Below are 12,221 nucleotides of genomic sequence, written 5' to 3' on the forward strand. Positions count from 1 at the left end.
ACCGAACCACTGGGCTTTGCCATTCTTCCGGCTGGTTTTCGGTTCGTTCCCCTCGGTCGCGTCGGCAGGGCTTCGCCTACAGTGCCGGTGGCCGGGGGTCAAGTTCGCGCCATACGAAACCGCCGCCCACCTGCATGACCGCAAGCGCGCGGACTTTACCCCCGGACACCGGTGCTGTACCCCCCGGGCTGACGACGCGACCGTGGGGAACGGACCGTAGCCACCTCAGGGACCGCAGCCGCTGAGACCGACCCAGCCACCCGAGGGAACCGCGCTAGTTTCCCTGAGGTTGCCGAGGCCCGCCGGAGGCCCGGCCCTTCATCACAGCCCTTGACCTTGACCTTCAGCTCTTGATCTTCAGCTCTTGATCTTGCCTGTGCTGTTGATCTTGCTCTTGATCTGGCCTGTGCCCTTGCCCGGACTTGCCGGTGTTGAAGAGGCCTGAGGTGGGGCGGGGTTGTGAACGCGTAAACCGGCAGCCGACAAACACACCCACCGCCCCGAACCCCGAACCGGCACAACTATGACCGAAGGCCGTAAAAATCGCCTTTCAACCCACAGTCCAACCGCAACCCGGCCCACAAACACCAGCCCCCAGCAGACTCAACCCGCCGACGGATCCCGCCCGGCGACCGGCACGTCGCGAACCACGTCGCGAACTCCCAAGCAAAGCGCGACCTCCCAAGAAAAGCGCGAACTCCCAAGCAAACGTCGCCCAACACGGCACTAGCCACCTGCGCCCTACCTCACCGGATGCACCACAGCCGCGGCGCCGCCGCCCCGCCGCGCCGGTTCGGCCGCGGCCTCGACCGCGCCGTTCGGCAGGAACTCCAGCCCGGTCGCGGCACCGATCTCCGGTGTCGGCGTCCCCGAGGGCGGCGCGAGCGTGAAGGTCTCACCCAGCGCCTCCAGTCCCGGGATCTCCGGCAGGTTCAGGAACGCCGGCTCGGCCTGCGTCGTGCCGGCGTTGCGCTGGGAGGCCCGGGGCGCGGCGATCGCCTGCTCCAGGTTCATCCCCAGATCCAGCCGGTTGACCAGGATCTGCAACACCGTGGTGATGATGGTCGCCCCGCCCGGGGAGCCGACCGCGATGAACGGCCTGCCGTCCTTCAGGACGATGGTCGGCGACATCGCCGAGCGCGGCCGCTTGAAGGCGGCCGGCAGGTTCGGGTCCGGCACGCCCGGATACAGCGGCGAGAAGTCGAAGTCGGTCATCTCGTTGTTCAGCAGGAAGCCCCGGCCCGGCACGGTCATCGCCGAGCCGCCGGTCTGTTCGATGGTCAGGGTGTAGGACACCACGTTGCCCCACTTGTCCGAGGTCACCAGGTGGGTCGTCGACATGCCCTCGGTGTCGGTGTACGAGGTCCCGGTCGGCGCCGTGGACGGACACTGCGTGCCCCCGCCCGGTTCGAACGGGTTCCCCGGCGCGACCGGGGAGGCCAGAGTGCTGGTCGGGCTGATCAGACAGGCCCGGTCCTTGCCGTACTGCGCCGAGGTCAGCTGCCTGGTCGGGACGTCGCTGAAGTTCGCGTCCCCGACCCAGCGGTTCCGGTCCGCGAAGGCGATCTTCGAGGCCTCGTCATACAGGTGCAGCGCCTGCACCTGGTTGGTCGGGGTGACGTCGAAGTTCGACAGGATGTTGAGGGCCTCGCCGACCGTGGTGCCGCCGGAGGAGGGCGGGGCGATCGAGTAGACGTCCAGGCCCTTGTAGTTCACGTGGGTCGGGGCCTGCACCGGCGCGCTGTACCCGGCGATGTCGGTCGCGGTGATCTTGCCGGGCCGGAAGTCCATGGTCGGGTTCGGGATCGTCGGCGGGTGCTGCGCGGTGTTCGCGACCTCCTTGCCCAACTCGCCGCCGTAGAACAAGCCCGGACCGTACTTGGCGAGCAGCTTGTAGGTGTTCGCCAGGTCCGGGTTCTTGAACACCGAGCCCACCGGCGGCGGCGCGCCGCCGGGCAGGAACAGCTTCGCGGTCGGGGCGATCTGCGAGAACCGGGCCTGGTTCATCGCGGTGAAGGAGTTGAACGTGGGGTCGACGACGAAGCCCTTCGAGGCGATGTCGATGCCGCCTTGCAAGGCCTGCTTCAGCGAGATGGTGCCCCAGTCCTGCAGCGCGGTCGTCCAGGTCTTCAGGCTGCCCGGGACGCCGACCGACAGGCCGGAGTTGACCGCGTCGTTGAAGGACAGCGGCTGGCCGGTGGCCGGGTCGATGAACCAGTTCGTGTTCATCGCCGCGGGTCCGGACTCGCGGCCGTCGATGGTGGAGACCTTGTGGGTGCGGGCGTTGTAATACACGAGGAAACCGCCGCCGCCGATCCCGGCCGAGTACGGCTCCACGACGCCCAGCGCGGCCGCTGTGGCCACCGCCGCGTCCACGGCGTTGCCGCCGTGCTTGAGCACGTCCAGGCCGGCCTGGGTGGCGTACGGGCTCACGCTGGCGACCGCGCCGCCGTACCCGGTGGCCACCGGGTTGCGCGGGGGTTGGGCGCCGCCGGGCCCGGCCGGGCCGGGGGCGGCGCGCGCCGCGGTCAGGGTGCCGGTCAGGGCGGCCGCCGTGACCAGGGCGGCGACCGTGGTGGAGCGTCTGCGTCTCGAGATGGTCATCTGGTGCCTCCGCGTGATCTTCTCCGGTGCTTCCCAGCTGGGCTGTCCACTTTGGCAGAGGGCTTATTTTCTGGGAAGGTCCGATGGAATATGCTCAGGCCCCCCACGGCTGTTACCGGGGGTGGTCAGACCGTCATCGACCGGGGGTTTCATGTCGAGCGACGGGCATCGGTTTCGTTCGATTTCGTCGCCTTGAGGGGGCACGCGTGTCGAAGCGGGGATGGCTGCTGTTCGCGGCCATGTCAGTGATCTGGGGTATCCCGTACCTGCTGATCAAGATCGCGCTGGAGGGCATGCCGGCGCCGTTCATCGTGTTCGCCCGCACCGCGATCGGCGCCGCGGTGCTGCTGCCGGTGGCGATGCGCCGCGGCGTGGTCGGCCCGGCCCTGAAGCAGTGGCGCTACATCGCGGCCTTCGCGGCCCTGGAGATCGCCGGGCCCTGGCTGCTGCTCGGCGACGCCGAACAGCACATGACCTCCTCGCTGGCCGGGCTGCTGATCGCGGCCGTGCCGTTCTTCGTGGCGCTGATCATGTGGCGCCTCGGCGACCGCTCGGCGGTGTCCGGCACCCGGCTGGCCGGCCTGTTCATCGGGCTGGCCGGGGTGGTCGCGATCGTCGGCCTGAACATCGGCCAGGTCCAGGTGGCACGCATGCTGGAGGTGATCGCCGTGGCCGTCGGCTACGCCATCGCCCCGATCATCGCCGACCGCAAGCTGGCCGGCGTCCCCAGCCTGGCCATCATCGCGATCTCCCTGACCGGCGTCGCGCTCCTCTACGTCCCCTTCGCCGCCTTCAGCCACCCCACGCACATGCCGAAGTCCAACGCCCTGGCCGCGGTCATCGCCCTCGGCCTGATCTGCACCGCCTCGGCGTTCCTGCTCTTCTTCGACCTGATCGCCGAGGTCGGCCCGGCCAAGTCCTCGATGATCACCTTCGTCAACCCGGCCGTCGCCGTGGCCGGCGGCGTGCTGTTCCTCGGGGAGTCCATCAAGGCCGGCGTGATCGTCGGCTTCCCGCTGGTGATGGTCGGGCTGGTGCTTTCCACGCTGCGCAAGGAGGGGGCGGCCGCCGAGGACTCGGCAGCCGCCGTGGCTACCGCGGCTATCGCCGACGGACCGCCGCAGCCGGTGGTCGAGCCCTCCGACTGCGGCCCGGAGGCGGCGGCTATCGCCTGAGTGCGGTCAGTCCGTCACCCGGCGGACATGGTCACTCCGCGACCCGGTACACCTTGTGCTGAGCCGCCTGCGCCCGCGGCCGCACGATCATCAAGTCCACGTTCACATGCGCCGGCCGCGTCACCGACCACGCGATGCAGTCCGCCACGTCCTCAGCGAGCAGCGGCCCCGGCACGCCGGCGTAGACCGAGGCGGCCTTGTCCGCGTCGCCGCCGAAGCGCTTGACGGAGAACTCGTCGGTCATCACCATGCCCGGGGCGATCTCGATGACGCGGACCGGCTGGTCGAAGAGCTCCAGGCGCAGGGTCGCGGTCATGGCGTGCATCGCGTGCTTGGACGCGGCGTAGCCGGCGCCGTTCTCGTACGCGATGTGGCCGGCGGTCGAGGTGAGCATCACCACGGTGCCCTCGCCGGAGGCGATCAGCTTCGGCAGCAGCGCCTGGGTGAAGTTCAGCGCGCCCAGCACGTTGGTCTCGAACATCGAGCGCCAGTCGCCGGGGTCCGCCCCGGCCACCGGATCGGCGCCGATCGCCCCGCCGGCGTTGTTGACCAGCACGTCACAGGACTCCAGGCCGGCGGCGAACGCCTTGATCGCCTCGGCGTCGGTCACGTCCAGGGCCACGGCCTGCGCAGAGGCCCCGCTCTGCGTCGACTCGATCTCCGCGGCCAGCGCCTCCAACCGCTCCTTACGCCGTGCGACGAGCACCACGCGGTACCCCTCGGCGGCCAGCCGGCGCGCGGTGGCGGCCCCGATGCCGCTGCTGGCTCCGGTGACGACGGCGGTCTTGGTCATGGTGCGTCCTTATCGGTCGGTCAGAGAAGTTTCCAGGTGCGAGTCTGGTTCCGGGTGCAAAGTCTGTCAGTGCCATCGCAGACAATGATCGGATGCAGATCGCCGCGACCTACGACCCCGAGGGTTTCAGGGATCGAGGCTTCGTTCAAGCGATCACCCCCGACGCGGACCCGGCCGGAGCGGCGCGCGCCGTCGCCGACCTGGAAGCCGAGATCGGCGCCCTGGAATCCGCGTCCCGGCCCGAGGATCCGGAGCACCCGCGCTGGGTCTGGCCGGCCACCGCCGACCTGGCTCCGGCCCTGCTCCGGCGGGGCGTCCGCATCGACCGCTGCCACGACCTGGCCCTCACCGAGGCCCTGCTGCTCGCCTACGAGGGCCACTGCGGCCAGCCCCGCTCGCTCGGCGCCGCCTGGGCCCGGCTGCACGGCCTGCCGGTCCCCGAAGACCGCTCCGAGGGCACCATGGCCGCCCCGGCCGACAACCCGACCACCCAGCCCGCGCTGTTCGAGCCGGACCGCTCCGGGCTGGCCGCCGACGTCGACCCGCTGCGCGCGGTGCGCGAGGTCTACGCCGACCAACTCCGCCGCATCGCCGCCACCGCGAACCCCGGCGCGTTCCGGCTGCTGGTGGCCGCCGAATCCGCCGCGTCGCTGGCCGCCGCCGAGATGGCGCACCACGGCCTGCCCTGGCGCGCCGACGTACACAGCCGCATCCTGGAGGAGCATCTGGGCCCGCGCCCCCTGGACGGCTCACCGCCGCGCGCGATGACCGCCGCCGCGGCCCGACTCGCCGCGGCGCTCGGTGTCCGGGCCCTGAATCCGGACTCCGCTCCGCAGGTGACCAAGGCCTTCTCCGACGCCGGCGTGAAACTGCCCTCGCTGCGCCGCTGGGAGCTCAAGGACATCGACCATCCGGCGATCCCGTTGCTGCTGAAGTACAAAGAGCTCTCGCGCCTGTACTCGTTCAACGGCTGGGCCTGGCGCGACACCTGGGTCGTGGACGGCCGGTTCCGCGCCGAGTACTCCGTCGGCGGCGTCGTCACCGGACGCTGGGCGGCCCGCGGCGGCGGCGCGCTGCAGATCGACCGCCGGCTGCGCAAAGCGGTCGTCGCCGACCCCGGCTGGGTGTTCGTCTCCGCCGACGCCGCACAGCTGGAGCCCCGCATCCTGGCCGCGGTGTCGCAGGACCTGGGCATGGCCGAGGCGACGCAGAGCGATGATATGTACTCCGCCCTGGCCGGCGTCTTCGAGGGCTCCCGGGACCAGGCCAAACTCGGCTTGCTGGGCGCCATGTACGGCCAGACCGGCGGAAGCGCCGCCGCCCCGCTGGCCCTGATGCGCCGCCGCTTCCCGAAGGCCACCGCACTGCTGGACGAAGCCGCCCGCGAAGGCGAGCGCGGCCGCCTGGTCCGCTCCCACCTCGGCCGCACCTGCCCGCCGCCCTCGCAGCGCTGGCAGGACACGGTCGCCGGGGACGCCGAGGCCGACGCCGCCGACGACAGCAACCGCCGCTCGGGCCAGGTGGCCCGGGCCCGGGGCCGCTTCACCCGCAACTTCGTCATCCAGGCCACCGCCGCGGAGTGGGCCGAGGTGCTGCTGGCCCTGCTGCGCCAGCGGCTGCGCACCCTGGACGGCCCGCAGCTGGTCTTCTTCCAGCACGACGAGGTCATGGTGCACGCTCCCGACGAGCACGCCCCGGCCGTCGCTGAGATGATCACCGAGTGCGCCACCGCCGCCGGCCGGCTGGTCTTCGGTCCCTCTCCGGTGCGATTTCCCATGAGCGTTCACTCGGTGGAGTGTTACGGGGACGCCAAATAGTGCACACGCGGTGACAGAGCCGGTGCTCAGCGTGCATCCTTCGAGGAGTGGATACCAATGTGGAAGTCGAAGAGGTAGTCCTGCTCGCCGAGGACGGAACGCCGATCGGCACCGCCCCCAAGGCCGCGGTGCACACCGACCACACGCCGCTGCACCTGGCGTTCTCCTGCTACGTCTTCGACGACCAGCACCGGCTGCTGGTGACCCGGCGCGCCGCGACCAAGCGCACCTGGCCGGACGTGTGGACCAACTCCGCCTGCGGGCACCCCGGTCCCGGCGAGCAGATCGAGGACGCCGTCCGGCGCAGACTGGCCAGTGAACTCGGGTTGAATATTTCACTCGTCACTCCGGTCCTGCCAGACTTCCGTTACCGGGCGGTAATGCCCAACGGCATCGTCGAGAACGAGATCTGCCCGGTCTTCCAGGCCACTGTGGCGCCGGGAATTACGCCGTCGCCAGACCCCGACGAAGTAGGCGAATACCGCTGGATTCCCTGGGCTGAATTCTCCTCTCAAGTGCTTTCCGGTGCCTTCGAAGTCTCGCCGTGGTGCCGCCTGCAGGTCCAGGAACTGGCCGAACTCGATTCCGGCAGGTGGCGACCCTGATCACGTCGCGGTGATCATGTGATCACACAGGGGCTTGTTCGACACCTGTGATGTCGGGCATCATTGCGCGGTGCCCGAAGCCTATTCGTGGTCATGGGATATGCGTGGCGTGACCCATCTGCCGGATCCCCGCCGGATACCGGCCGACTCGCCATGAGCGCCCAAGACTTCAAACCCGTGATGCACCCGGCTGGTTTCGACGAGCCGCTGGCGCGGATCCTCGGCGAGGTCCGCACCGGCCACTGGTTCTCGATGGCCGAACTGCTGGCCGCCTCCAGCGGTGACAGCAAGCTGCGCTGCACCCGGATCGCGCTGCTGGCCCAGGTCGCCGCCGGATCCAACGCCGCCGACGAATGGGTCGCCGAGCGTCCCGGCCACCCCGACGCGGTGGCGATGGCCGCCCGGGTGGCGGTCGAGCGGGCCTGCAAAGCCGCCGCCAACGGCGTGCCGCAGGCCCGCAACCTGGGCCAGCGGGCCGGCGAGCTGTGCGCCGAAGCCGCCGCCCTGGCCCCCGGCGACCCCGTGCCCTATCTGGGCCGGCTCGCGCTGGCCGCCGGCTTCCACGAACACATCGAAGGCCCGGCCTCCTGCCCCGTACCAGGGCCCTGGCACGCCTTCCGGGACCTGTGGCGCATCGACCCGGCCAACCGCGAGGGCTGCCACCGGATGCTCGGCGCGGTCGGCGGCAGCACCGGCCCGAGCCCGGCCGCCGCGCAGCTGTTCGCCTCCAGCATCGTCAGCAGCGTGGGACTGAGCGGGCGCTCGCCGCTGCAACTGCTGCCGCTGTACGCGCTGGTCATCGCCTACGAATACCGCAAGAACCAGCGCGACGGCCTGGCCCACCTGCTGTGGAGCACCGACGCCGCGCGCACCGAGATGGCCCGCGGATGGAACTGGTTCAACGCCTCCACCCAGGAGGACTGGCTGGTCGTGGACCTGTCCCACCTGGCACACGCGCTGGTCGTCGGCGGCCGCTCGGACCTGGCCGCGGACGTGTTCGACGCCCTGGGCCCCTACGGCTCGAACCGGCCGTGGACCATGATTTCGGCGACGGGGGACGCCGTCGAGGAGTTCGTCCGGGCCCGGACCACCGCGCTGTCGGCAGCGGCGCGGCGGTCCGACCCGCGCGGGCGGCAGCGCGCCGGACCCTAGCGCCGCGTGCTCGCCGACCGGTAGGACCGCAGAGGACGGATTCCGCTTTCGAAATCCGAATCCGGACTCGCGCCGACCGAACAGCAGGATCAGCGGTATCAGCGGTATCAGCGGTATCGCGGGGAGCTCATTCGCACCATCGCCAGACGTACCACCTTCCCCTATAGGTCTCGAAGGCACCATGGAACGAGGGCAAGTCGATGACTGAAAGCTCAGTAACCTCAGCGATTCCCGCCCCGAACGAGGCGGATTCCGCCGACGCCGCACAGCTGCGCGCGATCGGCTACGAACCTGTTCTGTCCCGCAAGATGTCCGGCTTCGGCAACTTCGCGATCAGCTTCTCCATCATCTCCATCCTGTCCGGCTGCATGACCCTGTTCGGCTTCGGCATGGCCACCGGCGGCCCGGCCGTCATGGTCTGGGGCTGGATCGGGGTCACCATCGCGGTCCTGCTCATCGGGCTGAGCCTGGCCGAGGTCACCAGCGTCTACCCGACCTCCGGCGCGCTGTTCTTCATGGCACACCGGCTCGGCGGCAAGGGCTGGGGCTGGATCACCGGCTGGCTGAACATGCTGGGCCTGTTCGGCGTCATAGCCGGCATCGACTACGGCGCGGCGGAGTTCATCGGCGCCTTCACCGGCATGGCGTTCGGCTGGACCCCGGACAAGTACGGGCTGGTCGCCATCTTCGCCGGGGTGCTGCTGCTGCACGGCATCCTGAACACCTTCGGCGTGCGGGTGCTGGACCTGTTCAACCGGGTCAGCGTCTGGTGGCACCTGCTGGGCGTGGCGTTCATCGTGGCCGTGCTGTTCCTGGTCCCGTCCCACCACCAGAGCGCCAGCTTCGTGTTCACCCACTACGCCAACACCACCGGCTTCAAGAGCGCGATCTACGTCAGCGCCATCGGCCTGCTGCTCACCGGCTACACCCTGACCGGCTACGACGCCTCGGCGCACATGTCCGAGGAGACCTCCCAGGCCTCGACGCTGGCCCCGAAGGGCATCGTCCGGTCCATCTGGGTCTCCGGCATCGCCGGCCTGGTCCTGATCGTCGCCTTCCTGTTCGCCATCCAGGGCGGCAGCGGCCAGTACAACACCGAGTCCGCCGGCTCCGGCTACGGCGGTGCGGTCACGGCGCCGTCGATCATCATGCTCGACGCCCTGGGCCAGCACTGGGCCGAGGTGCTGACGCTGGTCATCATCGTCGCCCAGCTGTGCTGCGGCCTGGCCGCCATCGGCTCGGCGGCCCGCATGGTCTTCGCCTTCTCCCGCGACGGCGCCCTGCCCGGCTCCCCGACCTGGCGCAAGGTCAACCGCTCGGCGGTCCCGACCAACGCCATGTGGCTGGTGGTCGTGGTGGCGTTCCTGCTGGCCCTGCCCTCGCTGTGGACCATCCAGGCCTACGGCGCGGTGACCGCCATCGCCTCGATCGGCCTGGCCCCGGCCTACGTCATCCCCGGCTTCCTGCGAGCCCGACAGGGCAAGAACTTCAAGCCCGGCGCCTGGAGCCTGGGCAAGTGGGGTCCGCTGGTCGGGTACACCGCCTCGGTCTGGGTGGTGATCGAGGTCGTGCTGTTCTGCCTGCCGCAGGCCTCCCCGGTCACCACGCTCTCGTTCAACTACGCGCCGATCGCGCTGGCCGTGGCGATGCTGCTGTCCGGGGTGTGGTGGCTGGTGCGCGGGCGGGCCAGCTACGCTCCGCCGGCCGGCGCGGTCGAGTCCGAGCAGTTCGCGGATCTGGATGTCATCTGAGTTCTGAGTTCTGAGTTCTGAGTTCTGAGCTCTGAGTTCTTAGTTCCGAGTTCTGATAAGGCACTATTCGGCGCGCCCCGGCTATCCGGGGCGCGCTTGCTTCCTCTATCGGGACGTCTTCTCCCACGGCTTTTTCTATCGGGGCGTTGGCAACCGGTCTAGGAAGACTTTGAACGCCGTCGGATCGACCTTCATCGTCCCGGAGTACGGGTAACTCATTTCCCTGACAACAACTAGCGATACCACCACCAACGCGGCCAGCGTCATCACCATCACAGTGTGCGCGAACGAACTCGACAGACCGAACAGGAAAGTGAAGGCGATCGTCACCAACGCGCTGCCGATCAGGATCGCCCACAACAGCGGCGGCAAAGACTCCTCAGTCTGGTTCAATCGCTGTCTTCGCTGCTCGGCCAACGATTCGACATGTGTCAACACATGGTCATAGAGCACCTGCTGGGAGATGTCGGCCGGATGGAACGCGAAGACGCTGTCCCGGATCTGGTAGACCAGCTCCGTCGCCGTAGGACTGGTCTCGTGCTTGGCCAACAGCGGCCACTCCTGGTCGATGACGGTATGCGCGTAGTCGAGCGTCTCGTGCTCCAACTGCGAACCCAGCGGCAACGGCATCTGCCGCGAGATCCAGTAGATCCCGGCGAGCTCGTTCGCCTCCTTGAACGTGGTCTGGTGCGCCGTGTCGTTGTTCGTCCACAGCGCCACCACCACGAACGCCAACGGCACCGCGAAGACCACGGACACGGTGGCGAAGATGAACCCCGCGACGTCATTGTGCGGCTCACGGCGATGGTGCGGGATGAAGCGCTGGAACAGGCGCAGGGTGATGAAGGTCAGGATGAGGACGGCGACGATGGTGCCGTAGTCCTTGGCGGTCATGGCGACCTCCCGGTGCTGTGCTGTGCTGTGGTGCGCGGTGTGGCGCTGTGCTGTGGTGGTGGTGCTGTGTAGAGGCGGGCAGCGCGGCCTAGTGGTGTGATGCTGCGCTTGTGCCTTGCCTTGCCTTGCCTTGCCTTGGTGCGGTGCAGCCCTGCAGCCCTGCTGCGCTGCGTGCTGCTGTGAGGTATGGCGTTGCGCGGCTGGTTGGTGCGCCGCGCGGCCCGGCGGGCGAGTGCTCGCGGAGCCGCAGCGGCGCGGTTCCCCGCCTCAGTTAGTCCGCCGAGTGATCATCTCGGCAATGGCCCGCAAATCATGCATCGCGGTCAACTCCACCCTCGACGCCCGCCCCAAATGCGCATGCGCCTTCGTAATCCTCGCCGTGGCCTCTGTCGCCGCCCAGGCCCTCCCGCCCGCGCGCTCCACAGCATCGGTGGCATGCCGCAGCTCATGCTCGGTGAAGTCCCGTCCCAGCGCGTAGAGCCGCGCCAACTCCCCAGCCGCCGCCGACCGACCCGACAGTGCCGCGACCACCGGCAGCGACTTCTTGCGCGCGGTCAGATCCGCCCCCACCGGTTTGCCCGTGACCGCCGGATCGCCCCAGATGCCGAGCAGGTCGTCGGTGAGCTGGAACGCCATCCCGATCTCCCGCCCGAACAAGTCCAGCGCCGCTACGGCCAGTGGATCGGCCCGCACCGCCAGTGCCCCGAGCGCACACGCGCAGCCCAGCAACGCCCCGGTCTTCTTCCCGGCCATCGTCAGACACTCGTCGAGGGTGACGTCGTCGCGGTGCTCGAACGAGCAGTCCTCGTACTGACCGTCGCAGATCTCGATGACGCACTCCGCCAGCCGGCTCGCCGCCGCACCACCGACCAGCCGCAGCGCGAGGGCCAGCATCGCGTCTCCGGCCAGGATCGCGTTCTCGACGCCGAACACGGTCCACGCGGTGGGCCGATGACGCCGGGTCTGGTCGCGGTCGATGACGTCGTCGTGCAGCAACGTGAAGTTGTGCGCCAGCTCCACGGCCGCCGCGGACCGCAGCACCGCCGGGTCGGTCGCCGACCCGCCGACCGCCGCCGCGGCGGCCAGGACCAGGCCCGGCCGCAGCAGCTTGCCGCCGATGCCGCCCAGCGCGGTGCCGTCGGCGTCCTCCCAGCCGAGGTGATACGCAGCGATCGAGCGTAATCGGCCCGGCAGCGTCTCGACGGCCGTACGCAGCACCGGCTCGACGGCGTCGCGCGTCCTGCGTAACGCCGATTCGGCCGCGCCGTGGATACTGGCGCTGGCGCTGGCGCTCGCCGGCCGTTTCGGTGTCGGCGCCGAGGTCGCTGACGTCGCTGACGTCGCTGGTGTCGCTGGTTCGTCCGTCCTCGTGGCGACGCCATCGACCTGGCCGTCGGTCCGCGCGGCCGGCACGACCACGTGACCGACCC

The 12,221-nt window shown here is 69.6% G+C and carries 9 protein-coding genes; 5 read left to right on the top strand and 4 right to left on the bottom strand.

The window, feature by feature from the left end; genetic code table 11:
• Window positions 1–741 precede the first annotated feature (741 nt).
• Window positions 742–2,604: a gamma-glutamyltransferase gene (ggt, locus tag KGQ19_RS43245; protein ID WP_212020492.1), complete on the bottom strand. Its 1,863-nt coding sequence runs from the start codon at window positions 2,602–2,604 to the stop codon at window positions 742–744.
• 206 nt (window positions 2,605–2,810) lie between these two features.
• On the opposite strand from ggt, the gene KGQ19_RS43250 reads away from it, so the two are divergent.
• Window positions 2,811–3,779 (top strand): DMT family transporter, encoded by a 969-nt coding sequence (locus KGQ19_RS43250; protein WP_212020494.1) that lies wholly within the window; start codon window positions 2,811–2,813, stop codon window positions 3,777–3,779.
• Window positions 3,780–3,810: 31 nt separating this feature from the next.
• On the opposite strand, the gene KGQ19_RS43255 is transcribed toward KGQ19_RS43250, so the two are convergent.
• Window positions 3,811–4,572 carry an SDR family NAD(P)-dependent oxidoreductase gene (locus tag KGQ19_RS43255; protein WP_212020497.1) on the bottom strand — a complete coding sequence of 254 codons (762 nt, stop codon included), beginning with the start codon at window positions 4,570–4,572 and terminating at the stop codon, window positions 3,811–3,813.
• Between the two features lie 92 nt (window positions 4,573–4,664).
• Between KGQ19_RS43255 and KGQ19_RS43260 the strand changes: the two genes are divergently transcribed.
• The 4 genes from KGQ19_RS43260 to KGQ19_RS43275 all read left to right on the top strand — a co-directional run bounded on the left by KGQ19_RS43260 (window position 4,665) and on the right by KGQ19_RS43275 (window position 9,897).
• On the top strand, window positions 4,665–6,389 hold the full coding sequence (locus KGQ19_RS43260; RefSeq protein ID WP_212020499.1) for a bifunctional 3'-5' exonuclease/DNA polymerase: 1,725 nt from the start codon (window positions 4,665–4,667) through the stop codon (window positions 6,387–6,389).
• Between the two features lie 59 nt (window positions 6,390–6,448).
• Window positions 6,449–6,994 (top strand): isopentenyl-diphosphate Delta-isomerase, encoded by a 546-nt coding sequence (gene idi, locus KGQ19_RS43265; RefSeq protein WP_212020501.1) that lies wholly within the window; start codon window positions 6,449–6,451, stop codon window positions 6,992–6,994.
• Window positions 6,995–7,147: 153 nt separating this feature from the next.
• The gene (locus KGQ19_RS43270; protein ID WP_212020503.1) at window positions 7,148–8,146 is read left to right on the top strand and encodes a hypothetical protein; all 999 of its coding nucleotides are present in this window, start codon (window positions 7,148–7,150) and stop codon (window positions 8,144–8,146) included.
• Between the two features lie 200 nt (window positions 8,147–8,346).
• Complete coding sequence (locus KGQ19_RS43275; RefSeq protein WP_212020505.1) at window positions 8,347–9,897, top strand: amino acid permease; 1,551 nt, start codon at window positions 8,347–8,349, stop codon at window positions 9,895–9,897.
• Between the two features lie 135 nt (window positions 9,898–10,032).
• Here the strand turns inward: KGQ19_RS43275 and KGQ19_RS43280 are convergent, their stop codons facing one another.
• The gene (locus tag KGQ19_RS43280) at window positions 10,033–10,791 is read right to left on the bottom strand and encodes a bestrophin-like domain (RefSeq protein WP_212020507.1); all 759 of its coding nucleotides are present in this window, start codon (window positions 10,789–10,791) and stop codon (window positions 10,033–10,035) included.
• A gap of 267 nt (window positions 10,792–11,058) precedes the next feature.
• The gene (locus tag KGQ19_RS43285; protein WP_212020509.1) at window positions 11,059–12,063 is read right to left on the bottom strand and encodes a polyprenyl synthetase family protein; all 1,005 of its coding nucleotides are present in this window, start codon (window positions 12,061–12,063) and stop codon (window positions 11,059–11,061) included.
• Window positions 12,064–12,221: the final 158 nt, after the last annotated feature.

The sequence above is a fragment of the Catenulispora pinistramenti genome (assembly GCF_018274385.1).
Lineage (GTDB): Bacteria > Actinomycetota > Actinomycetes > Streptomycetales > Catenulisporaceae > Catenulispora > Catenulispora pinistramenti.

Bases quoted from the DNA above. Each gene is read 5' to 3' on its own strand.
- KGQ19_RS43270 (WP_212020503.1), top strand. From the start codon at position 7,148: ATGAGCGCCCAAGACTTCAAACCCGTGATGCACCCGGCTGGTTTCGAC.
- KGQ19_RS43280 (WP_212020507.1), bottom strand. From the start codon at position 10,791: ATGACCGCCAAGGACTACGGCACCATCGTCGCCGTCCTCATCCTGACC.
- ggt (WP_212020492.1), bottom strand. From the start codon at position 2,604: ATGACCATCTCGAGACGCAGACGCTCCACCACGGTCGCCGCCCTGGTC.
- KGQ19_RS43275 (WP_212020505.1), top strand. From the start codon at position 8,347: ATGACTGAAAGCTCAGTAACCTCAGCGATTCCCGCCCCGAACGAGGCG.
- KGQ19_RS43255 (WP_212020497.1), bottom strand. From the start codon at position 4,572: ATGACCAAGACCGCCGTCGTCACCGGAGCCAGCAGCGGCATCGGGGCC.
- KGQ19_RS43260 (WP_212020499.1), top strand. From the start codon at position 4,665: ATGCAGATCGCCGCGACCTACGACCCCGAGGGTTTCAGGGATCGAGGC.